General features: G+C 60.2%; 23 protein-coding genes and 1 tRNA gene. 18 read left to right on the top strand and 6 right to left on the bottom strand.

Annotated features, from left to right (window positions below):
* Nucleotides 1-2: 2 nt before the first annotated feature.
* From AB7M33_RS19670 to AB7M33_RS19685, 4 genes are read right to left on the bottom strand one after another with little or no spacing between them, the layout of a single operon-like run.
* On the bottom strand, nucleotides 3-1,088 hold the full coding sequence (locus tag AB7M33_RS19670; protein ID WP_259139504.1) for an enoyl-CoA hydratase/isomerase family protein: 1,086 nt from the start codon (nucleotides 1,086-1,088) through the stop codon (nucleotides 3-5).
* Complete coding sequence (gene mmsB, locus AB7M33_RS19675) at nucleotides 1,085-1,981, bottom strand: 3-hydroxyisobutyrate dehydrogenase (RefSeq protein ID WP_259139505.1); 897 nt, start codon at nucleotides 1,979-1,981, stop codon at nucleotides 1,085-1,087. Before mmsB ends, AB7M33_RS19670 begins: the two co-directional genes overlap by 4 nt.
* 25 nt (nucleotides 1,982-2,006) lie before the next feature.
* Nucleotides 2,007-2,780 (bottom strand): enoyl-CoA hydratase, encoded by a 774-nt coding sequence (locus AB7M33_RS19680; RefSeq protein WP_138736219.1) that lies wholly within the window; start codon nucleotides 2,778-2,780, stop codon nucleotides 2,007-2,009.
* 56 nt (nucleotides 2,781-2,836) lie between these two features.
* Complete coding sequence (locus AB7M33_RS19685) at nucleotides 2,837-4,345, bottom strand: CoA-acylating methylmalonate-semialdehyde dehydrogenase (RefSeq protein WP_259139506.1); 1,509 nt, start codon at nucleotides 4,343-4,345, stop codon at nucleotides 2,837-2,839.
* Between the two features lie 326 nt (nucleotides 4,346-4,671).
* Here AB7M33_RS19685 and AB7M33_RS19690 point away from each other — a divergent pair, with 326 nt between their 5' ends.
* The 6 genes from AB7M33_RS19690 to AB7M33_RS19715 all read left to right on the top strand — a co-directional run bounded on the left by AB7M33_RS19690 (nucleotide 4,672) and on the right by AB7M33_RS19715 (nucleotide 12,377).
* Complete coding sequence (locus AB7M33_RS19690; protein ID WP_259139507.1) at nucleotides 4,672-5,682, top strand: AraC family transcriptional regulator; 1,011 nt, start codon at nucleotides 4,672-4,674, stop codon at nucleotides 5,680-5,682.
* 112 nt (nucleotides 5,683-5,794) lie between these two features.
* Complete coding sequence (locus AB7M33_RS19695) at nucleotides 5,795-5,989, top strand: hypothetical protein (protein ID WP_259139508.1); 195 nt, start codon at nucleotides 5,795-5,797, stop codon at nucleotides 5,987-5,989.
* Between the two features lie 313 nt (nucleotides 5,990-6,302).
* Nucleotides 6,303-7,832: a flavin monoamine oxidase family protein gene (locus tag AB7M33_RS19700; RefSeq protein WP_454244237.1), complete on the top strand. Its 1,530-nt coding sequence runs from the start codon at nucleotides 6,303-6,305 to the stop codon at nucleotides 7,830-7,832.
* 14 nt (nucleotides 7,833-7,846) lie between these two features.
* Nucleotides 7,847-8,239 carry a c-type cytochrome gene (locus AB7M33_RS19705; protein ID WP_259139510.1) on the top strand — a complete coding sequence of 131 codons (393 nt, stop codon included), beginning with the start codon at nucleotides 7,847-7,849 and terminating at the stop codon, nucleotides 8,237-8,239.
* 45 nt (nucleotides 8,240-8,284) lie between these two features.
* Complete coding sequence (locus AB7M33_RS19710) at nucleotides 8,285-8,788, top strand: RidA family protein (protein ID WP_259139511.1); 504 nt, start codon at nucleotides 8,285-8,287, stop codon at nucleotides 8,786-8,788.
* A 103-nt stretch (nucleotides 8,789-8,891) separates the two neighbouring features.
* The gene (locus AB7M33_RS19715) at nucleotides 8,892-12,377 is read left to right on the top strand and encodes an indolepyruvate ferredoxin oxidoreductase family protein (protein ID WP_454243380.1); all 3,486 of its coding nucleotides are present in this window, start codon (nucleotides 8,892-8,894) and stop codon (nucleotides 12,375-12,377) included.
* A 67-nt stretch (nucleotides 12,378-12,444) separates the two neighbouring features.
* Here the strand turns inward: AB7M33_RS19715 and AB7M33_RS19720 are convergent, their stop codons facing one another.
* A complete protein-coding gene (locus AB7M33_RS19720) occupies nucleotides 12,445-13,452 on the bottom strand; it encodes a GlxA family transcriptional regulator (protein WP_192902534.1) in 1,008 nt (335 codons plus the stop codon).
* A 104-nt stretch (nucleotides 13,453-13,556) separates the two neighbouring features.
* Between AB7M33_RS19720 and AB7M33_RS19725 the strand changes: the two genes are divergently transcribed.
* The 9 genes from AB7M33_RS19725 to AB7M33_RS19765 all read left to right on the top strand — a co-directional run bounded on the left by AB7M33_RS19725 (nucleotide 13,557) and on the right by AB7M33_RS19765 (nucleotide 22,321).
* Nucleotides 13,557-14,273: an NAD(P)H-dependent oxidoreductase gene (locus AB7M33_RS19725; RefSeq protein WP_138736227.1), complete on the top strand. Its 717-nt coding sequence runs from the start codon at nucleotides 13,557-13,559 to the stop codon at nucleotides 14,271-14,273.
* 48 nt (nucleotides 14,274-14,321) lie between these two features.
* Nucleotides 14,322-15,005 carry a glutathione S-transferase N-terminal domain-containing protein gene (locus AB7M33_RS19730; protein ID WP_454243381.1) on the top strand — a complete coding sequence of 228 codons (684 nt, stop codon included), beginning with the start codon at nucleotides 14,322-14,324 and terminating at the stop codon, nucleotides 15,003-15,005.
* 3 nt (nucleotides 15,006-15,008) lie between these two features.
* A complete protein-coding gene (locus AB7M33_RS19735; protein WP_454243382.1) occupies nucleotides 15,009-15,638 on the top strand; it encodes a DsbA family protein in 630 nt (209 codons plus the stop codon).
* A complete protein-coding gene (locus AB7M33_RS19740) occupies nucleotides 15,635-16,459 on the top strand; it encodes an enoyl-CoA hydratase/isomerase family protein (RefSeq protein ID WP_454243383.1) in 825 nt (274 codons plus the stop codon). Before AB7M33_RS19735 ends, AB7M33_RS19740 begins: the two co-directional genes overlap by 4 nt.
* Before the next feature lie 18 nt (nucleotides 16,460-16,477).
* Nucleotides 16,478-17,245, top strand: a complete 768-nt coding sequence (locus AB7M33_RS19745; RefSeq protein ID WP_454243384.1) for an SDR family NAD(P)-dependent oxidoreductase — start codon at nucleotides 16,478-16,480, stop codon at nucleotides 17,243-17,245.
* Between the two features lie 147 nt (nucleotides 17,246-17,392).
* The gene (locus AB7M33_RS19750) at nucleotides 17,393-18,658 is read left to right on the top strand and encodes an OprD family porin (RefSeq protein ID WP_454243385.1); all 1,266 of its coding nucleotides are present in this window, start codon (nucleotides 17,393-17,395) and stop codon (nucleotides 18,656-18,658) included.
* A 250-nt stretch (nucleotides 18,659-18,908) separates the two neighbouring features.
* The gene (locus AB7M33_RS19755; protein ID WP_454243386.1) at nucleotides 18,909-20,594 is read left to right on the top strand and encodes an AMP-binding protein; all 1,686 of its coding nucleotides are present in this window, start codon (nucleotides 18,909-18,911) and stop codon (nucleotides 20,592-20,594) included.
* Between the two features lie 60 nt (nucleotides 20,595-20,654).
* On the top strand, nucleotides 20,655-21,425 hold the full coding sequence (locus AB7M33_RS19760; RefSeq protein WP_454243387.1) for an enoyl-CoA hydratase/isomerase family protein: 771 nt from the start codon (nucleotides 20,655-20,657) through the stop codon (nucleotides 21,423-21,425).
* 59 nt (nucleotides 21,426-21,484) lie between these two features.
* Nucleotides 21,485-22,321 carry an amidohydrolase family protein gene (locus tag AB7M33_RS19765; RefSeq protein WP_138736235.1) on the top strand — a complete coding sequence of 279 codons (837 nt, stop codon included), beginning with the start codon at nucleotides 21,485-21,487 and terminating at the stop codon, nucleotides 22,319-22,321.
* Between the two features lie 214 nt (nucleotides 22,322-22,535).
* On the opposite strand, the gene AB7M33_RS19770 is transcribed toward AB7M33_RS19765, so the two are convergent.
* Nucleotides 22,536-23,927, bottom strand: coding sequence for a tyrosine-type recombinase/integrase (locus AB7M33_RS19770; protein ID WP_454243388.1), 1,392 nt, complete (start codon nucleotides 23,925-23,927; stop codon nucleotides 22,536-22,538).
* A gap of 105 nt (nucleotides 23,928-24,032) precedes the next feature.
* On the opposite strand from AB7M33_RS19770, the gene AB7M33_RS19775 reads away from it, so the two are divergent.
* The 3 genes from AB7M33_RS19775 (at nucleotide 24,033) to trbK (ending at nucleotide 26,124) form a co-directional block, all read left to right on the top strand.
* Nucleotides 24,033-24,160: transfer RNA gene (locus AB7M33_RS19775), tRNA-OTHER, on the top strand.
* 555 nt (nucleotides 24,161-24,715) lie between these two features.
* Nucleotides 24,716-25,747, top strand: a complete 1,032-nt coding sequence (locus tag AB7M33_RS19780; protein ID WP_454243389.1) for a hypothetical protein — start codon at nucleotides 24,716-24,718, stop codon at nucleotides 25,745-25,747.
* Between the two features lie 158 nt (nucleotides 25,748-25,905).
* Nucleotides 25,906-26,124: an entry exclusion lipoprotein TrbK gene (trbK, locus tag AB7M33_RS19785; RefSeq protein ID WP_099428889.1), complete on the top strand. Its 219-nt coding sequence runs from the start codon at nucleotides 25,906-25,908 to the stop codon at nucleotides 26,122-26,124.
* The last annotated feature ends 172 nt before the right edge of the window (nucleotides 26,125-26,296 follow it).

Below are 26,296 nucleotides of genomic sequence, written 5' to 3' on the forward strand. Positions count from 1 at the left end.
ACTCAGGCCGTACGCTGTTGGCTGACACCGCGCAGTGTTGCGTTGAACAGCGCCCGCACGTGTGCGGGTTCAAGCCCAGACACGTGCGCAATGCGCCAGCGCGGCTGCTTGTCCTTGTCGATGATCAGGGCGCGGATGCCTTCGATCAGGTCGCCGTCGGCAAACCAGGCCGGGGCCAGCGCGAGCTCCTGCTGGAAACACGCGTGCAGCTCGAGCTGGCGACCTCTGCGCAACAGTTCGAGCGTGGTGGCCATGGCCAGCGGCGAACGGCTGTCGAGCAGCTCGGCGGTTTCCTCGGCCCAATCGGCATGCGCGGGGGCGGTTTCGCCGCGCAGCGAGCGGCAGATAGCGTGCAGTTCGCCCGCTGCAAAATGTTCATCGATGGCGGCGCGCTGGGCTTTCAGTTCGGAGCCGGGCAGCTTGCGCACGCCGAGCGTGGCCAGCAGGGCCTGCAGCTCGCCGAGCGGGCTGTCGCTCCAGCTCATGTTGTTCAGGCAGTGATCGAGCTCGGCGACCTGCGAACTGCCGATGCACCAGTCCGCCAGGCCGGCATACAGCGCATCCGCGGCTCGCACCTGGATCCCGCTGAGACCAAGGTAGGTGCCCAGCTCGCCGGGTAGTCGGGACAGGAAGTAGCTGCCGCCGACGTCCGGGAAGAAGCCGATCGCCACTTCCGGCATGCCCATGCGCGTGCGTTCGGTGATCACCCGCAGGGCAGCCCCTTGCACCAGGCCCATGCCACCGCCAAGGACCAGGCCGTCGACCAGGGCCAGGATGGGTTTGCTGTAGGTATGGATGTGCTCGTCGAGCGCATATTCTTCTTCCAGGAACAGCAGGTGCTGGTCGCTGCCCGAGGTATGACTGTCGTAGAGCATGCGAATGTCGCCCCCGGCGCAGAAGGCCTTTTCGCCTTCTGCGCGCAGCACTACAGCGACCACCTCGGCGTCTGCTTCCCAGGCGCGCAGTTGCTGCTGAAGCAGGCGCACCATCTGCAGGTTGAGCGCGTTCAGGCCTTCGGGGCGGTTCAGGGTGAGGTGGCCGATGCGGTTGCGCACGTTGGCCAGCACCAGCGCTGGGCGGCTGCTCATAGGCTAACCTTGCGGCGATACGTGTTGATGATCGCGGAGAAGTCCATGGCGCCGTTACCCTGGGTGCTGAAGCTCTGGTAGAGCTGCTGCGCCAGGCCGCCGAGCAGCACCGGCTGACCGATCTGCCGGGCCGCTTCGGTGGCCAGGCCCAGGTCCTTGAGCATCAGGTCGCTGCCGAACCCGCCGCTGTAGCCGCGCGCGGCGGGCGCCGTGGCGACCACGCCAGGGAACGGGTTGTAGACCTCCGAGCTCCAGCAGCGGCCACTGGAGGTGTTGATCACGCCGGCCAGCACGCTGGCATCCATGCCCAAGGCAACGCCCAGGGCCATGGCCTCCGAGACGCCGGCCATGGAAATCCCCAGCAGCATGTTGTTGGCGATCTTGGCCACCTGGCCGTTGCCGACAGCGCCGCAGTGGACGATGTTCTTGCCCATGGCTTCGAGCACCGGGCGGGCGTGCTCGAAGTCGCTCGGCGTGCCGCCGACCATGAACGTCAAGGTGCCGGCAGTGGCGCCACCGGTGCCGCCGGATACCGGTGCATCGAGCATCGGGTTGCCGTGGCTTGCGGCGGCTTTTGCCACTTCGCGGGCGGTCAGCGGGTCGATGGTCGAGCAGTCAAGCAGTACTACGCCGGGGCGCACATGCTCCAGCAGGCCTTCACTTGCCAGGTACACCGACTTCACGTGGGCGGCCGCCGGCAGCATCGTCACGATCATGTCCGGGTTGCCTTTGGCGATGGCCGCGGGGGAGGCGGCTGGCGTGGCACCGGCGTCAACCAGCGTCGCCAGGGCAGCGGCCGAGAGGTCGAACACAGTCAATTGATGGCCGGCCTTGAGCAGGTTCAACGCCATTGGCGCACCCATGTTGCCCAGCCCGATAAATCCGATATTCATGGTCTGTCCTTATGTTCCGAGGGCGTTACTGGTGAGTGAACTGCGCAGCGCGCTTTTCCACGAATGCGGCCATGCCTTCTTTCTGGTCGGCCGTGGCAAACAGCGAATGGAACACCCGGCGCTCGAAGCGCACCCCTTCGCTCAGGCTGGATTCGAATGCGCGATTGACGCTCTCCTTGAGCAGCATGGTGGCCGGCAGCGACCGCTCGGCGATGGTGTTGGCGACTTTCAAGGTCTCTTTGAGCAGCGTCTCCAGCGGCAGTACGCGCGCCACCACGCCAGCTTGCTCAGCCTCGTGAGCGTCCATCTGGCGGCCGCTCAGGCACATCTCCATGGCCTTGGCCTTGCCAACTGCTCGCGCCAAGCGTTGGGTGCCGCCGACGCCGGGTATCACCCCAAGGGAGATCTCCGGCAGGCCGAAGCGGGCGTTATCGGCGGCATAGATGAAATCGCACATCAGCGCGAACTCGCAGCCACCGCCCAGGGCGTAACCGGCAACTGCGGCAATGAGAGGTTTGCGTCGATTGGCGATGCGGTCGGCGGCAGAGAAAAAATCATCGAGATACACCTGGGGATAGGTGAATTCGGCCATTTCCTTGATATCGGCACCGGCGGCGAACGCCTTGTTCGAGCCAGTGATAACCATGCAGCCGATCCGGGGATCGTTTTCCAGGTGATCCAGCGCCAGGTTCACTTCATCGATCACTTGGCTGTTGATGGCATTCAGCGCCTTGGGCCGATTGAGTGTGATCAGGCCGACGCGCTCGTGGATTTCTAGCAGGATGGTTTCAAATTGCATGAAAACGGCTCCAGAAGCAGGCGCTCCCCCTACGGCGAGCGCCAGGGGTGTTCAGGTCACTTCAAGGTGATCGTGGTGTTGACGCTGCCGACCGTTTCATCTTCGTCAAACCAGCGCTCGGTGACGGTCTTAGTCTGGGTGTAGAACTGCACCACTTGCTTGCCGTAGGGCCCCAGGTCGCCGAGCTTGGAGGCGCGCGAGCCGCTGAACGAGAACAGCGGCACCGGTACCGGGATGGGCACGTTGATGCCGACTTGGCCGATGTCGATCTCTTCCTGGAAATGCCGTGCGGCGGCGCCTGAACGGGTAAACAGTGCGGTGCCGTTGCCGTTCGGGTTGGCGTTGATCAGCGCGATGGCCTCGGCAAACGAGTCCGCGTTGATCACGCACAGCACCGGGCCGAAGATTTCTTCCCGGTAAATGCTCATGTCGGTGGTCACGCCCGAGAAGATAGTCGGGCCGATGAAATTGCCCTGCGGGTAGCCAGGCACCTCGGGGTTGCGGCCGTCGAGCTCCAGTGTCGCGCCCTGCTCGATGCCGCTGGCGATATAGCCGCTGATGCGGTCCAGCGCTGCGCGGGATACCACTGGGCCGACATCGGTGCCGGCTTCAACACCGGCGTTGATACTCAGGCTTCGGGATTTTTCGATCAGCTCAGGTACCCAGCTTTGCGCCTCACCGACCAGGATCACTACAGGCAGCGCCATGCACCGTTGGCCAGCAGCACCGAAGGCAGCGCCAAGCAGGCTGTTGATAGTCTGTTGCTTGTTGGCGTCGGGCAGCACGATGGCGTGGTTCTTGGCGCCCATCATGCATTGCGCGCGCTTGCCGTTCTGGGTTGCACGGTTGTACACGTGGGTGCCAACCGCGGTGGAGCCGACGAATGAAACAGCCTTGATGTCTGGGTGATCACAGATCAAGTTGACCGCGTCGACACCTCCATGGATCACGTTCAGCACGCCCGCTGGCACCCCGGCCTGCAGCGCCAACTCGGCCAGTCGCATGGTGACCATCGGATCTTGCTCGGAAGGTTTGAGGACAAACGTGTTGCCGGTGGCGATCGCCATCGGAAACATCCACAGCGGGATCATCGCGGGGAAGTTGAAAGGGGTGATGCCCGCGCAAACACCCAGCGGTTGCAGCAGGGTAAAGGTGTCGACGCCGCCTGCTACGTTGTTGGCCAACTCACCCAGTTGCAGGTTGCCGATGCTCGCCGCATGCTCGACCACTTCGAGTCCACGGAACACATCGCCTTCTGCATCGGGCAGGGTCTTGCCCTGTTCGGCGGTGAGGATCGCAGCCAGTTCCTTGATGTTCTCGCGGATCAGTTGCTGATACTTGAGGAAGATCCGTGCGCGGACGCCGATTGGCGTTTTACGCCAGGTTTTGAAAGCCTGCTTGGCGCTGGCCACAGCCGCGTTCATTTCCTCGGTGGTGGCGAACGGGACCCGTGCGAGTACTTCCTGAGTCGCCGGATTGACCACGTCACGCCACTGAGTCGTGCGTGACTCCACCAGTTTGCCGTCGATCAGCAACTTGATGGTTGGAACGGAGCTAACGGTCATGTTCTTGTCCTCGTATACCGTCTATTAGTAATTACTATTGTTTTTCAGATACTTGTACAAATACAGGATGAGGCATTCGCAATGCTTTGCGCCGACACGGTCAGGCTCGGCAAGCGTTCCGGGTTGTGACCCGCGAGAAGTTGCATTGTTGGCCATATGCAAGTGCGCTTGCTGAGCCCTACGTCTGTAGCGCTTGCGCCGTTGGCCTTGGTTGGCCTAGCTTAGCGATCGCGGGCATTGCTTTTAAATCACTCGATCCGCCGAATGATTTGCATATCGCGCCAGTCAAGATGAATGGGAAAGGGGTACAGCCAGTGGATCACTCAGTGGACAACACTTTGCCGATGACCTTTGTCCAGGGGTTGTTGCAAGGGGCGCAGAGCATCTGCGGCGCGGCCGACATCCAGCGCTTCGTCAGTGCGGCGGGTATTGCCGAGCACCTGCTCGATGCCCCGGGGGCACGGGTGACTTACGATCAGTTCGTACGTCTCTATCAGGAGGTTGCGCTGGGTAGCGACGACGAGATGATGGGCCAATGCTCGCGGCGGATTCGCAGTGGTACGCTGAAGTATCTGTGCGCCAGCCTGCTCGATGCGAAGTCTCTGACGATCGCTATGTACCGGTTCACCCGTTTCTGGAACCTGTTGCTCGACGACTACCGATTCGATTGCGCCGAACAGGCGGGGTTGGTGGTGATCGCCCTGATACCCCGCGACGCCAACGCCAACATGCAGCGCTTTGGTCATGAGCTGATGATGAAACTTGCCCATGGCATTGCGTCATGGTTGATAGGCCAGGAGATCCCCTTGCACGCGGTGACCTTTGCCTTTGCTCGGCCGCAATACGCCTCGGAGTACATGCACATGTTTCCGGCGCCGGTGGCCTTCGAGCAGGGCAATACCTCGCTGAGCTTCGATGCCCACTGGGGCGCTATGAAGTTCAGTCGGAGCAAGGCTGAACTGTTGCCGTTTCTCCAGGCGGCACCGCGCTACTGGCTATTCACCACGCTCAAGGAGCGCCTGGTGGCGCAACAGGTCCGTCAGCACCTGCTGCTCAACCCCAAGCAAGACTGCTGCATTCAGGATGCGGCCAATGCCCTGTTGCTCTCGACCCGGACGCTGACGCGCCGACTGAAGGAGGAAGGCACCAGTTATCAGCTGGTCAAGGATGCCTTGCGTCGGGACATCGCTGTGCAGCAACTGATCCACACCGACCTGTCGATTGCCCACATTGCCCAAGGGCTGGGGTTCGACTCGACGGCGGTTTTTCATCGGGCTTTCCGTGGCTGGACGGGCAGCACCCCCGGGGCGTATCGCCGACGCGAGATCAATGGCTGATGATGCGTTTGCGCAATGCCAGGCGGTTTTTACCTACAAACGTACAAGCCGAGTGATAGGGATAGCACTTAGAGTCGCTGCACGACCTGTATTTGTTACCAAGGAAACCGACGTGTTTGAGTTCGTCAGTTGCTTCATTCGGCCAGACTATCAAAAGAGCGATCGCTGCTTTCTCGTGCTGGCGCTTATTGTGGGTTGTGGATTCGGCACTGTGCTGGGCCACAAGATATCTTTGACTGTTGGCCTGCCTTTCAGCGTATTCGCCTCCTTGGTGCTGTATTACCTCTGGCGCCGTCCCGGCCGGTGATTTACGTGTAATACCAACAATAAAAAGTAGTCGTCTCCATGAAATAGGAAGGGTCGAGTCATATTAGACCCTGCGGCTTTAAAACAACAATAACGTGCTGTTTTTGTAATGGGCATTGCCCGTTACAACGTCCTGCCACCTGTCACTCGACTGTTGCTTGGTAACCGAGCGGCTGCGTGCCGTCTGGAGAAAAGCAATGGCCGAGACCGTTGGATTCATTCTGAGAGGAACTCTATACATGCAAGCGCACGCAATGCCCCTTAGCCGTCGCCAGGTGCTGCACTGGATTGGCGCCACTGCCGGTGCGGCGGCGATGTATCAGGCCATGAGTGCCCTGGCCTTTGCCGGGGAAACCCCGCATCACCAACGCTTCGCCTTGAGCGGCGCACCGCAGGGGGCACGGATCCTTATCCTTGGCGCCGGCTTGGCCGGAATGACCGCAGCCTACGAGCTGCGCAAGGCCGGTTACCAAGTCAAGCTGCTGGAATACAACGCCAAGCCGGGCGGGCGCTGCTGGACGCTGCGCGGCGGTGACCGTTTTGTCGAACTGGGCGGTGCAACCCAGAACTGCACGTTCGATCAGGGTCTGTATCTGAACCCGGGACCCTGGCGGATTCCCTACCACCACCATGCGGTGCTCGACTATTGCCACCGCTTCGGCGTCGCGTTGGAGCCGTTCATTCAAGTCAACTACAACGCCATGGTCCACTCGACCAAGGCGTTCGCCGGCAAGCCTGTGCGCTATCGCGCGGTGCAGTCTGATTTCCAGGGGCATATCGCCGAGCTGCTGAGCAAGGCGATCAACCAGAATGCGCTCGACCAGGCGCTCACCGCGGAAGACCGCCAGCGTCTGCTCGAGGCGATGCGCAGCTGGGGTGCGCTGGACGCCAGCGGGAGTTACAAGAAGTCACTGGAGACCAGTCTGCGTCGCGGCTTTGCAGTCGACGCCGGTGGCGGGCTGATGAGTCAACCGGTGCCCTCTGACCTGCTCGACCGTAAGGCCTTGCTCGACTCAAACCTCTGGCAAAGCATTGCCGTAGGCCAGGACTATGAGTTCCAGACCAGCCTGTTCCAGCCGGTCGGCGGCATGGACCAGATCGCCCAGGCGTTCGAGAAACAGGTGGGTGACCTGATCCAGTACAACGCCAAGGTCACCGCGATCGAACAGAATGACAAAGGCGTCACGGTCACCTACCAGTCCAGTAGCGGCGGTGGGGCGTCAGCGCAAGAAACGGCAGACTGGTGTGTCTGCACATTGCCGTTGTCCATCCTTGGACAGCTCCCGGTGCAGGTCAGCGCGCCAATGATGAGCGCTATCCGCGCGGTGCCCTACGAAGCGGCGGTCAAGGTCGGTTTGCAGTTCAAGCGGCGATTCTGGGAGCAGGACGAGCGTATCTACGGTGGCATCAGCTACACCGACACGCCCATCGGCAAAATCAGCTACCCCAGTACCGACTACGGCAAGCCCGGCAAAGGCGTGTTGCTGGGGGGGTATCTGTTTGGCCCTAACGCCTATGAGTTCACTGCGATGGCGCCCGAGGTGCGGGTCCGCAAGGCCGTCGAATACGGCGCCTTGATCCACCCGCAATACCATGAGGAATTCGACAACGGCATCGCCGTCGGTTGGCACCGTGTGCCGTGGACCAACGGTTGCTATGGACTGTGGACGGAAGCCCTGCGCCAGCAGCACTACCAGACCCTGTGCCAGATCGACGGTCGCATCGTCCTGGCCGGCGAGCACGCTTCACGTATTCCAGCGTGGATGGAGGGGGCGATCCTGTCGTCGCTCGATGCCATCAAACGGCTGCATACGCACATCGTAGCCAGCCACCAGGCGGCCTGAATCCGGAGTTCATCATGCACAAGCACACATGGCTGCTAATGCTCGTCTGCACCTTCGGCAGCACGGGCGGTTGGGCCGCGGACGGCGATCTTTCGACGTCGGGGAAGTTCGACCAGACCTCTGGCGAAGCCTTGTTTCACCAGGTCTGTCAGGGCTGCCACATGCCACAGGCGCAAGGCGCTAGCGGTGCCGGCGCATATCCACCGCTGGCAGCCAACGCGAAACTCGCGGCCAAGGTCTACCCGGTGTTCATGGTCAGCTCGGGGCAGGGGGGCATGCCCGGCTTCAAGGACTACATGTCCGACCAGCAGATTGTCGATGTCGTGAACTACGTCAGGAGCCACTTTGGCAACGCCTTTGCCGACAGCGTCACGCTCGAGGATGTTCGCTCGGTGACGCAGCGTTAGCGTCGTGGATTGGCCGCAAGGCCCTCATTAGAGAAAGGAATGGTCATGCTGAAAAATATCGTACGCCCGCTGATACTCACGTCCATGGCGCTGCTGGCAGTGCCCGCAGTGCAGGCGGCCGAGGTCATCCGCCACAAGCTTCCCAACTCGGACTTTCCCATTTCGCTGGCGGTCGAAATCCCGCCGGGCGCTACCCTGGTCAACCTCAGTGGTGCCGTACCGCCGGCGATCGATACCAAGGCGGATGCACAAAGCCTCGCTGCCTATGGCGATACCGAAACGCAGACCGTTAGTGTGCTGAAAAGCATCCAGGGCACGCTCGAACACTTGGGGCTGAGCCTGGCGGATGTGGTGAAGATGCAGGTCTACCTGGTCGGCTCGGCCGAGGCGGGCGGCAAGATGGATTACGCCGGTTTCATGCGGGGCTACACGCAGTTCTTCGGCACGGCCCAGCAGCAGAACCTGCCGACCCGTTCGGTGTTTCAGGTCGCGGGGCTGGCCAACCCCGGCTATCGGGTCGAGATCGAAGTGTCCGCCGTACGGCGCTGACCTGTGCCGCCGTCGGCTGAGCGCGTGCAGCGCTTGGTTCGGCGGCGTATCCGCCTACAAGTACAAGAATAAATTTCCCCTTAGCCAGGGGCGGAGTTGAATCATGACACTGAAAAATGTCCAGCTGGACGACAAGTACCTGCTCGACGAGGGACGCATTTTCATTACCGGGACGCAGGCTCTGGTCCGCCTTTCGATGAGCCAGCATCTGCGCGATCAACAAGCGGGCCACAACACGGCTGGGTTCATTTCCGGCTATCGCGGCTCGCCGCTGGGCGGCCTGGATGATCAGTTGGGCAAGGCCAAGCAGCACCTGTCGGCACACAATGTGTTGTTCCAGCCCGGCATCAATGAAGATCTCGCGGCGACCACCATCTGGGGGGCGCAGCAAGCCCACCTGAGCGGGGAAGGCAAGTACGACGGCGTGTTCGGCATGTGGTACGGCAAAGGCCCGGGTGTTGACCGTACCGGCGATGCCTTCCGCCATGCGAATCTGGCGGGCACGGCCGCGCTGGGCGGTGTGCTGGTACTGATGGGCGACGACCACACCTGCGAATCGTCCAGTACCTGTCACCAGAGCGAGTTCGCCATGGTCGATGCGATGATTCCGGTGCTCAGCCCGGCAGGGGTTCAAGAGATCCTCGACTTCGGCCTGATCGGCTGGGGCCTGTCGCGCTACAGCGGCTGTTGGGTGGGCATCAAGTGCGTGAAGGACACTGTCGAGGCTACTGCCACAATCGACGTCGACATCAATCGCGTGCAGATCGTCCACCCTGCCGACTTCGTCCTGCCCGCGGATGGTCTCAACATCCGCCAGCCCGATACGCCCCATGCACAGGAAGCGCGGCTGCATCGGTTCAAGCTCGGTGCCGTACGGGCGTTTGCTCGGGTCAATGGGCTGGACAAGCGTGTGCTCGACTCGCCCCAGGCTCGGCTGGGTGTGATTACCCACGGCAAGAGCTACCTGGATGTCCTGCAGGCCTTGCAAGACCTGCAACTGAGCGAGGCCGACGCAGCCGCACTGGGGCTGCGCTTGTATAAGGTGGGCATGGTCTGGCCACTCGAGCCTGCGGGTGCTGCGCAGTTCTGCGAAGGGCTTGACAAGGTGCTGGTGGTCGAGGAAAAACGTAGCCTGCTGGAGCTGCAACTCAAAGAGCAGCTGTATGGCCTGCCAGACGCGCCGCTCATCGTTGGCAAGCTCGATGAGCACGGCGAGGTGTTGTTCCAGTCGGAGATGGCGCTGGACTCCAACCAGGTGGCGATCGCCCTGGGCGAGCGCCTGCTTGAGCTCCAGGAAAATGCGCAGCTCCGTGCCCAGGTCGAGCGCCTGCGCGCGTATCAGCCGAGCAAAGGCGATGCCGATCTGCTATCGCGCAGCTACTACTTCTGTAGTGGCTGCCCACACAGTTCATCCACCGTGCTGCCCGAGGGGAGCAAGGCCTATGCCGGCATTGGCTGCCATTGGATGGCTCAGTCGATGGACCGCTCGACCCAAGGCTATACCCACATGGGTGGCGAAGGGATGGTCTGGGTCGGCGAAGCGCCTTTTTCCAAACGCGCGCACATGTTCCAGAACATCGGTGACGGCACTTATTTCCACTCAGGCTTCTTGGGTATTCGCGCGGCAGTTGCCGCGGGCACCAACATCACCTTCAAGATCCTCTTCAATGACGCTGTTGCCATGACCGGCGGGCAAAAGCACGACGGTACCTTGAACGTACCGGCGATCGCCCATCAAGTACATGCCGAAGGGGTAAAACGCATCGTCGTGGTCACCGACGAGCCGCTCAAATACCCAAGCGATACCCGTTGGCCGGAAGGGTTGACGATCCATCACCGCGATATGCTGGATAAAGTCCAGCGTGAGCTGCGCGAAGTCACTGGCACCTCGATCCTGATCTATGACCAGACGTGTGCAGCCGAGAAGCGCCGCCGCCGCAAGCGTGGGACGTTCCCCGATCCCGCCAAGCGGGTGGTCATCAATGACCTGGTCTGCGAGGGCTGTGGCGACTGTGGTGTGCAATCCAACTGTGTCTCGGTACAACCGCTGGAAACCGAGTTCGGTCGCAAGCGGGCGATCGACCAGTCTTCGTGCAACAAGGACTTCTCATGTGTCAAAGGCTTTTGCCCCAGCTTCGTCACGGTACTGGGCGGTACGCCCAGAAAGCCTGGCCAGGTTGTCCAAGAGCAGGTGCCGCTGTTGCCAGAACCCACCCGTCCCAACATCGACACCCAGGTCTACAGCATCCTGGTGGCAGGCATGGGGGGGACGGGCGTGGTGACCATCGGCGCCATCCTCGGCATGGCGGCGCACCTGGAAGGCCGTGGTTGCGGTTTGCTAGACATGGCTGGGCTGGCGCAAAAGGGGGGGTCGGTATGGAGCCACCTGCGCTTCGGGCCTGACCCGCAGTCGATCAAGACCATCCGCATCGCTGCCGGCGGCGCCGACCTGGTGCTCGGTTGCGACCTGATCGTGGCGGGTAACGCGAAAACCCTCGCGACCACGCGCCATGGCAGTACCCACGTGCTCGCCAACACTCAGGAGACCATGCCTGGCGCTTTTACCCGCAACGCTGACATGCAATACCCCACACAAGGGCTGCGCAGCAACATCATCGAGGCGGTCGGGCAGGACCATGCCGAGTTCGTCGACGCAGGCCGGATTGCCACGGCGCTGCTCGGCGACAGCATCGCCAGCAACATGTTCATGCTCGGCTTCGCTTATCAGCGCGGGTTGATCCCGTTGACCGCGGTGTCCATCGAAGCCGCTATCGAACTCAATGGTACGGCCAAGAAAATGAACACTGAGGCCTTCCGCTGGGGGCGCCAGGCGGCGCTCAATCCACAGGCGCTGGAGCAGCGTCTGGCGGCCAGATCCACCTCGCAGTTGTCCGGTGTGTCGCTTGCCCCGGTCAGCTCCCTCGATGAGCAGATTAGTACGCGTCAGGCCTACCTGTCGGCGTACCAGAATGACGCATATGCCCAGCGCTATGTCAGCCTGGTGCAGCGGGTACGGAACCTGGAACAGTCGCTGTCAGGACAGCACGATGACCTGACCCGCGCAGTGGCCAAGTACTATTTCAAGCTGCTGGCGATCAAGGATGAGTACGAAGTCGCGCGCCTGCACACCGAGAGTGGTTTCCTGCAGCGGATCTCCGAGCAGTTCGAGGGTGATTACAAGCTGGTCTTCAATCTTGCGCCGCCGATGCTCTCCAAGCGAGACGGTGATACTGGCACGGCGAAGAAGTCGGAGTTCGGCGCTTGGATCATTCCTGCTTTCCGGGTCTTGGCCAAGCTGCGCTTCCTGCGGGGCAGCGTGTTCGATCCGTTTGGTTATACCCATGAGCGGCGTCAGGAGCGCGCGCTGATCGAGCGCTATGAAACGGTGGTGGAGGAGATCCTCGGCACGCTGACTCAGCAGGGGGGAGCTTCGCACCATCAAACAGCCGTGAAACTCGCCTCGCTGCCTGAGCAGATTCGTGGATATGGCCATGTGAAAGAGCGTGCGATGGAGGCCGCCTTCGCTCAGGAGGCGGTCTTGCTGGATATCCTGCGTGGGCGGGTGATTGCACTGAAGAGAGTTGCCTGACGGCGCATTGATCATCCAGGCGACCGGCCGTCAGGTACCGGTCGCCTTGGGTGCACCTTGGCGCCTTCTACCCACGCGGTATGCTCGCAAAGCGATTTCTGTACGCCGCTGGTGTTGCGCCCACCTGCTGGCGGAACAGCCGTGTGAAGGAACTCGCATTCTGGTAGCCGACCTGATTGGCAATCTCCTCGATGCTCAGGTCACCGCTTTCTAGCAGCTTCATGGAAATTTCGATACGCAGGTTCTGCAGGTAGGCCAGCGGCGTCGTCCCCAGCACATCGTTGAAATGGCGAATCAACGTGCGCACGCTGACCGACAGCGCGGCGGCCAGTTGCGGCATGCTGACGTCTTCAGCGAAGTGCTTGAGCAACCAGTGTTGCGCCTTGGCCACCATGGTATCGCTGTGCACCGATTCCATCTGCAGCGGCAGGTAGGGCAACTGGGTGGTCTGGCTGGTGTCGATGAGCATCGTCTTGGCGGTCAGGGTGGCGGTATTGGCGCCGCAGAAATGCTCGACCATGCGCACCGCCTGGAGCAGGTAGGAGGCCGACGCGCCCGCGCACCAGAGCCGGTCCTGCTCGGTCACCATCGAGCGCAGTTGCAGGTCGACGTTGGGGTTGCGATCGCGGAACAATTTTTCCAGCCACCAGGTGGTCGTGGCCTGGCGACCATCCAGCAACCGGGTTTCTGCCAGCAGGAAAGTGCCTGTGCAGTTTGCCGCCACCACCGCGCCCTTTCGCCACTGCGCCTCGAGCCATTCACGCTGGGGGCGGGCGTTGTCCAGGCTACGCAGAAATGCATCGTGACCTGAGTAGTAAAGCCCCGGTATGAAGATGATGTCGTATGGCTCGCTGGACAGTGCCACGGTGCTGTTCACCGTCAGCCCATTGCAGGCCGTGACGGGCTTGCCTTTATGAGAGACGAACTCCCAGCTGAACGGGCGCGACATGGCGCCGCCGGTCTTGTGTTGCTGGCGGCTCAGGTGGGCATTGGTGACATGCAGGACATCGCCAAAGCCGGCCAGGCTGGACGCGTAACAGCCGTCGATGGCAAGGATCGCGGCGCGGAGGGGCATTGTTTTCATGTTGGCAAAAAACGCACAAAAATAGTCAATATTGCCAATGTAGCAGCGCCTGGGCACTCCGTACAGTGGAGCTATCACTGACCCAGGGAGCTGTTATGAACGTACTGATTGTCCACGCGCACCATGAGCCGCAATCCTTCAATACGGCCATGCTGAACCTGGCCGTCGAGGTTCTCGAGGGCCAGGGGCACGCTGTAGTGGTGTCTGACCTGTATGCCATGAACTTCAACCCGGTCGCTACTGCTGATGACTTCCATCAGCGGGCCAACAGCGAGCACTTGATCTACGCCCTCGAACAACGCAATGCCTACAACACCGGCACACTGGCAGCAGACATCGCCCAGGAGCTGGAAAAGCTCAAGTGGGCTGACCTGATTATCCTCAACTTCCCCATCTACTGGTTCAGCATGCCGGCGATCATGAAGGGCTGGATCGATCGCGTGTTCATCTCCGGCTTCTGCTACGGCGGGGTGCGCATCTACGACCGGGGCGGCCTCAAGGGCAAGAAGGCCATGCTCGCGTTCTCCCTCGGTGGGCAGGACCACATGTTTGGTCCCGGCGCCATCCACGGCGAGCTCGATACCCTGCTACGGCCGATCCAGCGCGGCGTGCTTGGCTACGTTGGGCTTTCGGTGCTACCGCCGTTTGTCGCGTTCCATGTGCCATACATCAGCGTCGAAGCGCGCCGCGAATACCTCGAGCAATACCGCCAGCACCTGCTGACCCTGGATGAGCGTCCGTCGCTGGAATTTCCGTCACTGGATGACTACGACGACCTGCTGCACCCCAAGCCGACGCTGGTGACGGCGTGACCAGCACCTGGCAGCACACGGCGAACGCAACTGATCTGGAGGTTTGCAGTGATTGAACTCTACAGTTGGCCAGCCCCGAACGGGCAGAAGATCCACATCCTGCTTGAAGAGCTCGGGGTGTCCTATCGCACCCTGCCGATCGATATAACTCGCGGCGCACAGCACCAGCCGAGGTATCGCGCGGTTAATCCGAACGGCAAGATCCCGGCGATCATCGACCATGCGCCTCAGGGGGGCGGGGCACCGATCACCCTGTTCGAAAGTGGCGCGATCATGGTCTACCTCGCGGAAAAAACTGGCATGTTCCTGCCAAGCGACGTGCGCGGGCGTGCAGAAACACTGCAGTGGCTGTTCTGGCAGGTGGGCGGGCTGGGGCCGATGATGGGTCAGGCGCAGCACTTTTTTCGCTATGCCGCAGCCCCCGTACCCTATGCGATCGAGCGCTACCAGGCTGAAACGCGGCGACTGCTGAAGCTGCTCGACGAGCGTCTCACCGGCCGCAACTACGTCTGCGGTGATTACGGCATCGTCGACATGGCGTGTTTTCCGTGGGTTCGTGTGCACAAGATGACCGGAGTCACACTGGACCACTATCCCCAGCTCAAGGCCTGGTACGCACGGGTGCGTGGCAGGCCGGCGGTGGGCCGTGCGTTGGACCTGTTGCGCGATCAGTGGGTGGATGTCGCCAACTCTGCGCAAGCCAAGCACAACCTGTTCCAAGTCCAGGAGTAGCCCATGAGCCTTGCTGATGGCGTTGTCATAGACGCGTTTATCGACTTGCGCAGTCCGTATTCCTACCTGGCCATCGAGCCTGCGCGTGCGCTGGCCAGGCGCAGCGGCGTGGGTATCGACTGGTGGCCATACATCACCGACTTCCGCTCGGCCTATGGCGGGGAAGTTGAACAACGGCCGTCGCGTGAAGTGGCCAAGCTCAAGTACCTGTACATGGATTGTCGCCGCTTGGCCTACCGCCAAGGGCGCACGATCCGTGCAACGCAAAAACTCTGGGCCGCCGAACTGGCCAGCCAGGCCATGCTGTTTGCCAAGACGCAGAACACCCTGTGGGAATTTTGCCTGCCGCTGCTCGAGCGTTTCTGGAATCAGGACTTCGACCTCGAAAGCCCTCAGGCGATCGAGGCACTGATGGAACAGGTCGGCCTCGTGCCTGCGGCGTGGCAGGCGTATCGCGCCGAGCACGCGGAGGCTGCACTGAGTGCCAGCCTGGCGCGGGCCGAGCGTCTGGGCGTATTCGGCGCCCCCACCTTCATTTATCGCGGCGAGCTGTTCTGGGGCGGTGATCGGCTTGAGCTGCTCGCTGAGCGCCTGGGCAGAGAGACGCCAACAGTTCGCAAGGAGATGCCATGAACAATCGGCTTGTCAACGCGGCGCAGGATGCCGGTATTCACGTGGAATACCAGCAGGGTATCGCCTTTATCAACCTGGACCGCCCCGCCACACGAAACAGCTTCGACCTGTCCATGGGGGTGGCACTGCGCGACTGTGTGCGTAGTCTGGTCGCTCGGCCGCCCCGCGTCGTGGTGCTGCGCAGCACCAGTGAGCATTTCATGGTGGGAGGCGATGTTCGTCACTTCCAGACCTTGCTTGACGAGTCGAAGGCGGCCTGTGCCGCGGAACTCGAGTTACTGATCGACGCAGTCAATGAAGCGGTTATCGGCCTGACTGAGCTGCCTTGCCCGGTACTCGGCCTGGTCAACGGCTCGGTCGCCGGCTTCGGCCTGTCGCTGGCGCTTGCATGCGACATCCTGATTGCCGCCGAAGACGCGCAATTACTGTTGGCGTATGGCGCGATCGGCGCGACCCCTGACGGCGGCGCAAGCTTTCATCTCACGCGTCACCTCGGCCTGCACCGGGCACTGGCCATGGCCCTGTTGCACACCAAGCTGGATGCGCACCAGGCGTACGCGTTTGGCTTGGTGGTACAGGTCGTGCCGCCGGCAGGTCTTCCAGCTGCGGGGCTGGAGCTTGCCAAACGCTTGGCGAGCGGCGCTGCCGGCGCCCAGGCAGGCGTCAAGCGCCTGCTGCGAGACGGCTTGCAAACTGACCTGGCGGGCACCCTGGAGGCCGAAAAGGCCCAGTTCGTCGCGCTGTCTGCGACCGACGATTTCGCTGAGGGCGTCAACGCATTCTGCCAGCGACGGTCAGCCAACTTCACCGCAACGCATTAACACTGTTGGAGGTTCTTGATGAAGATTGAAGGTTCTGTGTTTCTCATCACCGGTGGTGCCTCGGGCCTTGGCGCAGCCACTGCCCGGCACTTGGTGAAGGCTGGTGCAAGCGTGGTCCTGGCGGACCTCAACGCCGCCAGCGGTGAAGCGTTGGCAGACCAATTGGGGCCCCAAGCGGCGTTTATCCGCACCGATGTAGTGGATGAAGGCTCAATGCGGGCGGCCGTAGACCTGGCGGTGGTCCGCTTTGGTGCACTGCATGGGCTGATCTGCTGTGCCGGCATTGCCCCCGGCGAAAAAGTCCTTGGCAAAGCGGGACCGCACGCCCTAGACAGCTTTACCCGCGGGGTGATGATCAACCTGGTCGGGACCTTCAACGCCATTCGCCTGGCTGTCGAAGTCATCAACCTCAATGCCCCCAACGCTGAAGGTGAGCGAGGCGTGGTGGTGACGACCGCATCGGTGGCGGCGTTCGATGGCCAGATCGGCCAAGCGGCTTATGCCGCATCCAAAGCCGGTGTGGTTGGCATGACCCTGCCGATTGCCCGCGAGTTGGCACGCTTCGGCATCAGGGTCATGAGCATCGCTCCGGGCATCTTCGAAACGCCCATGCTGCTCGGCCTGCCGAAGGACGTTCAGGACTCGTTGGGCAAGACTGTACCTTTCCCACCCAGACTGGGGCGCGGCTGCGAGTTTTCACAATTGGTCCAGTCGATTGTCGAGAACCCGATGCTCAACGGTGAAGTCATCCGGCTCGACGGCGCGCTGCGGATGACCGCCAAGTAGGCACCGCGCAAGCGTCACGTGGTTGTAGTGAACATTGAATGACTCGGTAGTGTGCCACCTGCTCGGCAAAGCGGGCGGCGCAAGCGTGTGCAAGTCCGTCGAAAAACAACAATAACCGCGACAACAATAATAATAGGAAGACTGCGAATGCCGAATATCGCGAAAGTGTCTGTTCATCTACTCTGCCTGACACCCGTGCTGGGCTTGGCTGCGGGCGCCCAGGCAGCGCTCCTTGACGATAGCAAGGGCAGCCTGGATTTACGAAACTTCTACATGAACCGTGACTTTCGCCAAAGCAACGCGACCCAGGCGAAAGCGGAGGAGTGGGGCCAGGGTTTCCAGTTTCGCTTCGAATCCGGCTTCACGCCGGGGGCGCTAGGGTTTGGCCTGGATGCCACCGGCCTGCTCGGGCTCAAGCTTGACTCCAGCCCGGATCGGGTCGGCACGGGCTTGCTCAAGAGCGACAAGGAGGCGCCGCGTCGTGCGCAGGATGAATACGGCGAACTGGCCGTGACGGCGAAGGCGCGGCTGGCCAAGAGCACCTTGAAAGTGGGCACCCTGCAGCCGATCTTGCCGCCCTTGATGCGCAATGATTCTCGCCTGCTGCCGCAGACCTACCGCGGCGCCTGGTTGACCAGCAACGATGTGGACAACCTGACCCTGGATGCTGCCAAGCTCGACCGGGTGAACCAACGTGACTCGTCAGACAATGAAAAACTCAGCGTCTATAACGCTGGCAAGCGCAACATCGTTCTCGGCAGGACTACCACCAGCGATGATTTCCTGTTCGCCGGTGGCAAGTATCAATGGTCGCCTGAGCTTTCGGGCAGCTATTACTTCGCCGCGCTGGACGGGATCTACCAGCAGCACCTGGTCAACCTGGTGCACCAGTTGCCGCTGGGCCCAGGACAGAGCTTCAAGTCGGATATCCGCTTCGCGCGTTCAGTCGACGATGGCGGCAGCAATGTCGACAACGATGCGATTGGTGCGCTGTTCACCTACCGAACCGGTGCCCATGCGTTCAGCGCCGGCTACCAGTACCTGACGGGTGATACCGGCTTTGCCTTCGTCAACGGTGCGGATAACGCCTTGCTCAATCAGGTGCAGATCAACGACTTCGGCAACAAGGACGAACAGTCGTGGCAGGTTCGCTATGACTACGATTTCGTCGCCTTGGGGATCCCCGGGTTGACCCTGATGACGCGCTACCTCTCGGGTGACAACGTTGACCGCGGCCCAGGCCTGGACGATGGCAAGACCTGGGAGCGCAACACAGATATTGGCTACGTCATTCAGAGCGGCCCCTTGAAGAATGTTGCAATCAAGTGGCGTAACGCGACAACGCGAAGCAACTTTCTCGGTGACCTGGATGAGAACCGGCTGTTTATCACTTATAGCCTGCCGCTCTGGTAACACGCCGCGACTCTGACCGGCGTCTGATGCCCCTGGGCACTGCGGCGTGTGGGGGATTGGCGAAAGCAGCACAGTTATCGTCAAAATTGCCAATATCCCCACCTGAGACAAGCTCGTAGAGTGAAGGGGTCGATCACACGCTGTTATCGATACTTGGAGTCAATGTTGACGGACGAGCGCAGGCAACAACGCTCGGCTTCGTGGTGACCCTGCGATGCCAAAACTGTGAACCAAGGTTGAGACAATAATAATGAATACCGACAACGCTAGTTACGCACGGGGTGCCACTGACACCCCATTGATCGAATCTACCGTGGGCGCGTGGTTCGACCACATTGCGTCGCAGTATCCCGACAATGAAGCGGTTGTATCCTGCCATCAAGGGGTGCGATTGAGTTACCGGCAACTGCAGGGCCAGTGCGATGCGCTGGCCAGTGCCTTGCTCGCGCTCGGGCTGCAGCCGCATGAACGACTCGGCCTGTGCCTCAACAACAGCGTCGAGTGGTTGATGATCCAGATCGCTGCCGCCAAGATCGGTGTAGTGCTGGTCAATCTCAACCCCGCGTACCGCTCGACCGAGCTGGAGTACGCCTTGCACAAGTCGGGTTGCAAGGCTTTGATCAGCATGACTCGCTTCAAGACCACCGACTACCTGGAGTTGCTCAGGACAGTGGTGCCCGAGCTCGATCAGTCGACGCCCGGCGCGCTGCGAGCCGAGCGGCTACCCAACCTGAAAGCAGTGATCCAGCTCAGCCTCGAGGAGGTGCCCGGGTGCCTCAGATTCGTTGACCTGCTGGCCGGCGGCAGCGCTTGCGATCCAGCATTGAAGGCCATTGGTGAGTCGCTTTCTGCCAACGATGTGATGAACATCCAGTTCACCAGTGGCACCACCGGCTTGCCCAAGGGCGCCGCACTGACCCATCGCGGGGTGCTCAACAATGGGTTCTTCCTGGGCATGGCGATCAAGCTGAGCGCACAGGACCGTCTGTGCATCCCTGTGCCGCTGTTCCATTGTTTTGGCATGGTGGTGGGTAACCTGGCCGCGCTTTCGCATGGCGCCACCATCGTCTACCCGAATGATTCTTTCGACCCGGTCGCGGTGCTGCAAGCGGTTCAGGACGAACGTTGCACCGCCTTGCACGGCGTGCCGACGATGTTCATCACAGAGCTGGACCATCCGCGCTTCCACGAGTTCGACCTGACCACGCTGCGGACCGGCATCATGGCCGGCACCGCCTGCCCGATCGAGGTGATGAAGCGGGTGGAGCGCGAGATGCACATGCGCGAGGTGACCATCGCCTACGGCATGACCGAGACCAGCCCGGCGAGTTATCAAAGCACGACTGATACGCCTCTCGAGAAACGCGTGTCGACGATTGGTCGGGTTCATCCGCATCTTGAGTCCAAGATCATCGATCCGCTGACCGGCAACATCGTCCCGCTGGGGGTGGTGGGCGAGCTGTGCGTGCGCGGTTACTCGTTGATGCAGTGTTACTGGGACGAACCGCAGAAAACTGCTGAAACGATCGACGCCGAAGGCTGGATCCACAGTGGCGACCTGGCAACGATGGACCCAGAGGGTTATGTGAGCATCACCGGGCGGATCAAGGACATGGTCATCCGCGGGGGCGAAAACATCTCTCCGCGGGAAATCGAGGAATTCCTCTACCGCCATCCGGCCATCCAGGACGCTCAGGTGATTGGCGTGCCGGATCGGGTCTACGGCGAGGAATTGTGTGTCTGGATCATCGCCCGAGCGGGCGCGAGCCTACGCGAGGAAGACGTGAGGCAGTTCTGCGAGGGCAATATCGCCCGCTACAAGATCCCTCGGTACATCCGCTTCGTAGAGTGCTACCCCATGACCCTGTCGGGGAAAGTACAAAAATTCAAGATGCGCGAGATGATGAGCGAAGAAATCAACCTCATTGCGTGCTGATCCACCTTCCAACTGACAGTGATTGCCGCAGAGTCGGCAGGCGAGAACAGGAGTAGTCACATGGCTTGGCAAATTGACGTGATCGACGGTTGTGCGGTCGTGCGCATGAACAGCAACAAAGTCAACGTGCAGAACGCGACCTTCTTCAAGGACCTACACGATGCGTTCGACCGACTGGAGGAAGAGTTCAGTGAATTGCCGGTGGTCCTCACCGGAGAGGGCAACGTATTCTCGGCCGGTATCGACTTCAAATACAGCTTCGATGTGTTTGGCAGCCTTGACCAGGAACGCATTCGCCAGTGGTACGCCGAGTACCGTGCAACCAATCTGCGGATCTTCCAGTACCCGCGGCCGACCGTTGCGGCAATCAACGGTCATGCCATTGCTGGCGGGCTCATCACTGCACTGGATTGTGATTTCAGAATTGCTGCGCGCAAGCCGGCCAAGTTCGGCCTTAACGAAGTGCCGATTGGTATCCCGATGCCGGCCGCCTACGTCGAGATCATCAAATATGCGTTGGGCACCCAAGTGGGGGCGTTGACCACCCTGAAGGGTGAACTGTACTCCCTGGAAGAAGCGGAAAAGCTCGGGTTCTTCCATGAAGTGGTCGAGGAGTCCGAACTGTTATCGCGTGCAATTGCCTATGCCCGTTGCATTACCCCGGATTGCAACGTTGCCTACGCGATGTCCAAGAAAGCCCTGCAAGACGCGGTCATCCAACAGATTGAACAACGGACCACGCTGCTCGATAGCGAACTCCCGGCAGGCATGAGCGATGCAGGCAACCGTCGCGCGCAGGACCTGCGTCGCAAGGAAATCATGGGTGCCTGAGGGACCGGGTTCGGCCCGCGGTGCCAGGGTGGCGTCGCGGGTGTCAACGAGGCAAGTAGATGACTGAAATTATCGATGCCTGGATGCAGATTCCTTCCAGGTCGTTCTTGCGAGACCCGTTATTCGACTCGCTCAGGCGTTGGCCGACCGCCTGGCAAGGGTTGGCCGAGCAAGACCGTGACCTTGACTGTGATGAAGTGCTGCAGGGGTTCAGCGAACAAGGGGTGTCCAAGGTATTTGCCAGCGCCTGGGTGGGGCCACGCGGTGAGCTGATTTCCAACGAGCGTGTGGCCCTGGCGGTGCAACGTCGGCCTGAGCAGGTGTTCGGTATCGCCTCGGTTGATGTACGCCAGCCGATGGCTGCAGTCAGGGTATTGAGGCAGTACGTGCGAAACCACGGGTTCAAGGGCTTGCGCATCCTGCCTTGGCTCTGGGGGCTGCCGCCCGACGACCGCCGGTTCTACCCGCTCTATGCGGAATGCATAGAACTGGATGTCACCCTTTGCGTGCAGGTTGGGCATGCTGGGCCCATGATGCCTTCGGAGCCAGGGCGGCCTATTCCGTATCTGGACTACGTTGCGCATGAGTTCCCAGAATTGCGCATCGTCGGTGGGCACATCGGCTTTCCATGGGTATCCGAAATGATCTCGCTGATGATGAAGTACCCTAACGTCTACGTGGATACTTCAGCCTACAAAGCCAGCCGTTACCCTGAAGAATTGGTCAACTACCTGCGTGGGGCCGGGCGGGGCAAGGTATTGTTCGGCACGAACTATCCAATGTTGACCCCCGCCGACTGCCTCGCGGGTGTTGCCTCACTCGACCTGAGCGAGGAAGTATTCAGCTTGTTTCTGGCAGGTAATGCAAAGCGGGCGTTTAAGTTAAGCGATGGATAGGGCGGGAGCTCTCTATTCGCGGATGTAGAGAGCAGACCAGCCGACCATGTAGGCTGCAACAGCTTCTTATATATGGACGATTAGGTGGCGTGGGGCGTTGCCATCTTGAAAGAGTGAGTCCAGAATTAAGGCTGCTCCTGTTTCAGGAATAGATTTAAACCCATTGATTTCAATGGGGCGGAAACCAGATGAGTCTCAGTTCCCGCTCCACTGATCATTTGTTTGAGCTTGAAAGAATATCTGTAAGGTGCTCCCCTAAGGCGCGCCATGCTGCGCTCTTCTCTTTCGCATAATCATAATGTAGATAATGCCTACGGACTTTTGAACCTCCGAGTTGATGGTTTTGGCAGCGGTCGATGATGTCCAGGTTAACACCCAGTTCCTGCATCAGAGTCGCTCCAGTGCGACGTAAATCGTGCGGTGTCCATTCGCCTTTTGTTCCTTGACTTAGCACCAGCGAGTCATCGTGATGACGGCCAGACAACGGTTTGCTGCGATTTTTGAGGCTGCACTGCCGGTCGCCTATCAGTTTGCTGATGGTCTTGGTATCGACGTGGCTACTTTCGTCTCTGCTGGGGAAGCAGAACCGTGTATGCCCGGTGTGTGCTTTCAACACCTTGAATTGCTCTGAAGCGAAAGAGGATAGGAAAACGTGATGATCTTGGCGTTTCCCCTTGTGTCCCTTAGTGGCCTCGGCCGGAATGAACCAGCTCCCCTTTTCGAGATCTAGGTGCTTCCATTCGGCTTTCAGCAGTTCACCGATGCGGCAGAGAGTACCAAGGCAAATCCAGACGGCACATTGCACACGTCTGTTGGCCGGGCGGACGCCAGAGTATTTCTCGCCAGCATCCAGAGCTTCGTACTCGAACTCCAAACGGGCGAAAATATCACGCAACTCGCGAATTTCGTCCGGAGAGAGCAAGCGGTTACGCTCTTCTTGGTAATCGTGATCAAGTAGTTGTTTAACATCTATCAGCTCCGCGGGGTTGCCGTCGACCATTAAAGACCGCCATGGCTTGCGTTTCTCGGCCCAGCGCAGCATCTGGCCAATATCGTTACTTCGAATCACGACAGTGCGGTTCAGCCCGCGGGCTTTCACTGAGCGCAGGACCGTGAGCAGGTCCTTCTCGGTAAGACTACGTAGTGGCTTCTTCCCAATTACGGGGAGTACATCTTTGGTAAAGCTCCGACGGAGCTCTGCGTTGGCATCCTCGCGAGACACACCGTCGCGTATCCAATCCTCGAAGAGTTCAGAAACGGTCTTATTTTCGGCAATGCTCTGCTCGGCTAGAGCAATGGTGGCGGCTACGGCTGCTTGAGCTTCTATGTTGGCGGCTTTGCGAGCAGCTGCGGGAAGAATGCCTTTGGTGGTAACGGCCTTTACTTCGTCACGTTCGGCGCGGATCTGAGCTAGCGATTTTTTGGGCCAACTGCCCAGGCTCAAATCGCGTTTCACGCCTTCGTGTTTGAACTCGAAGCGAAAAATTATGGTGACCCCACGCACTCCAGCGCGGACTTTTGCGACCAGTCCACCGTCCTCTCGGAGAACGGTACCATGATCGTCAGCCGTGAAAGCTTCCAATTTTTTGGCAGTCAGCTTGGCCATGTGTCACCCCCAGCTTGAACCGGTTACCTCGAATTTTACCCCACTTTTACCCCACCGAGTGACTCGGCTGTCGGTGGATTCTGGCGGATCGAAGTGGTAGTCGGTCGGGGCTGTAGTGCCCGATTTTACTAGGTTTTGGCCTGCCAAGGGTGGCTTTTGGCATCCATAAAGAACCACGAAAAATACGCATGGGGTGCAAGGGGTCGAGTGTTCGAATCACTCCGTCCCGACCAAAAATCCCTAAAAAATCCAGTCACTTCGCGGTGACTGGATTTTTTTATGGGCGGCTCTGCGCAAAATGGGCGCAAAACTATCCGGCGAATTCGCCACTATCCAGCTTCTGGTAGTTCCTGGTCATACCGTCAGTCGTATGCCCCGCGATCTTCTGGCCATCCTTCTCCGCCCGCTTGTTCAGGCCGGTCGCCACCAGCACATCAAGGTTGCTCGAGTCCTCGTAGCCCGGTCTTGTGAGGAAGTGGTTGCGGCTGATGCTGTGTCGGTCTGAGCATTCAGCGCACAAGCCAAGGGTGAGTCAGAGCAAGCCGAGCTGCTTCTCGGTGGCTTCAATCAAAGCTTTCTCCACGCATGCGCCGCCCTCGCCGGGGTGGCGTTATCGTCGATAGGAAAGGTTGTCTGAACTGCAAAACGCGCTGGCGGCCCAACGGAAGGCAATCCAGAGGTTGCTACGGTAGCAACAAGGGGTTGTGGCACAGTGGCGTGTTACGGATCGCTGAGGTTTCCAGCGCGTGATGCGGCGCTTTTTGATACTCATGAAGGAGAAACAGAACATGGCGACACTTTCGAGATTGTCACTCATCTGCATCAGCACAATCTTCGTCAGCTCGTTTAGCCATGCTCAGGCTGGCTCGGCTGCGGCAATCGCTGCCCGTTCTCAAATCATGAGCGCGTTCGAGGAGTCGGTGGCGACCCATGCGGAGCCCAACTTTTCAATCTTGAAAACGCTGGACTTCAAGTCCCAAAGCTATCAGGAGACGGTTCAGCGTCTTGGTGTTCGGTTCACGTACCCACAAGGCTTTGAAATCGATGAGCAACGTGACCTGCTGTACGTTCTGCGGTACTCCAATGGCCGGCCTGCTCGCGCCGTGATTGAGAAGTACCGGTGGAGCTCTGGTGAATTGCTCTCGACCTACATCATTCCCGAGCCTCAGGCCTCGGTGTCCGAGGGCCTTGTGGTGACCCAGGAAGAGGGGGGTGATGTAGCCTTCCTGCGATCCGATAGCGCCCTCACGCGCTATCGTCTTGTAGATGATCAATCCGGTTTCGGCACCACGCAAAAGCTTGAGGCGGTTGCAAGCAACGTTGCCCAAAGTTTCTATCACAAAGGTGGCGAGTGGTATGTCGAAAAGTTCAAGACTCCCGAAGATGCCCTCGGGCAGAGCCGCGGTCAGTACTCGGTGCTCGACAGCAGCTTCAAACACGTTCGGGACGTGAATTTTGCGCCGCAGTACTCCGGCTACCGAAACTCCGAGCAGCTCAATCTACCCAAGCACCAGGGTTTCGCGGTAACAGATAACGGCTATGCAATGACCATGGGCGGCTATTGGGCGTCGCGCATGAAGGCAACCCCGTACCACTATTTCGGCGTGAATCTGTTTGACCGGCACGGCAAGATCGTCAAGTCGGAATACATTGCCCCTGAGGCCCTGGTTTCACAGCTATCAGCGATGGGGATTCAGGCTGACACCGTCGAGAACGAGGGCATTCAGGCCTTGAGCAACGGCAAATTGGTGACCCTGCAGGTTGTTCGCACGAAAGGCGAACGGAGCGGGAAACTGCTTTTCCTCACCCTGAGCCCTTAAACCCCATTTTTGGTCGTGATCTGCGGCAAGGAAATTTCGACTGAAGGCGCCGCCCTCGCCGGGGTGGCGCGATTCTGATTGGGCCAGAGATGAGTCACGTTTTGCGGGAGGGGTGGATCTTTGCTATAACGCCCGGCCATTTCACAGGAAGGACCCCCATGAAACTAGCCATTGCTCCGCTCTTCGTTGCCGCACTCGCTATTGGCTTGGCCGGCTGCAAAGAAGACACCGCCGACACTGCCGCCTACGAGCCCACTGCAGAACACTGCCAGCCCGATTACCTGAAAACGCTTCCGGACAACAAGGCTCGCGAAGACTTGGTCGAGAAGTGCATGACCGGTGGCTCGTACAAGAAGTCAGAGCCGAAGACCTGGTAACGTCCGATCATCGTCAGTCAGCGCCGCCTCATCAGGCGGCGTTTTCGTAAGCGTGGATGGCGCTGGCGAGGAGCGCCGCAATTCGTGGTGGTAAGCTTCGCCGCTTACCAAACAAGGAGAGTGGTAATGGGGTTGCGGGAGAGACATAAGGCGTTTCAGGAGTGGTTCACGC

The organism is Pseudomonas sp. Y3 TE3536 (assembly GCF_053629175.1).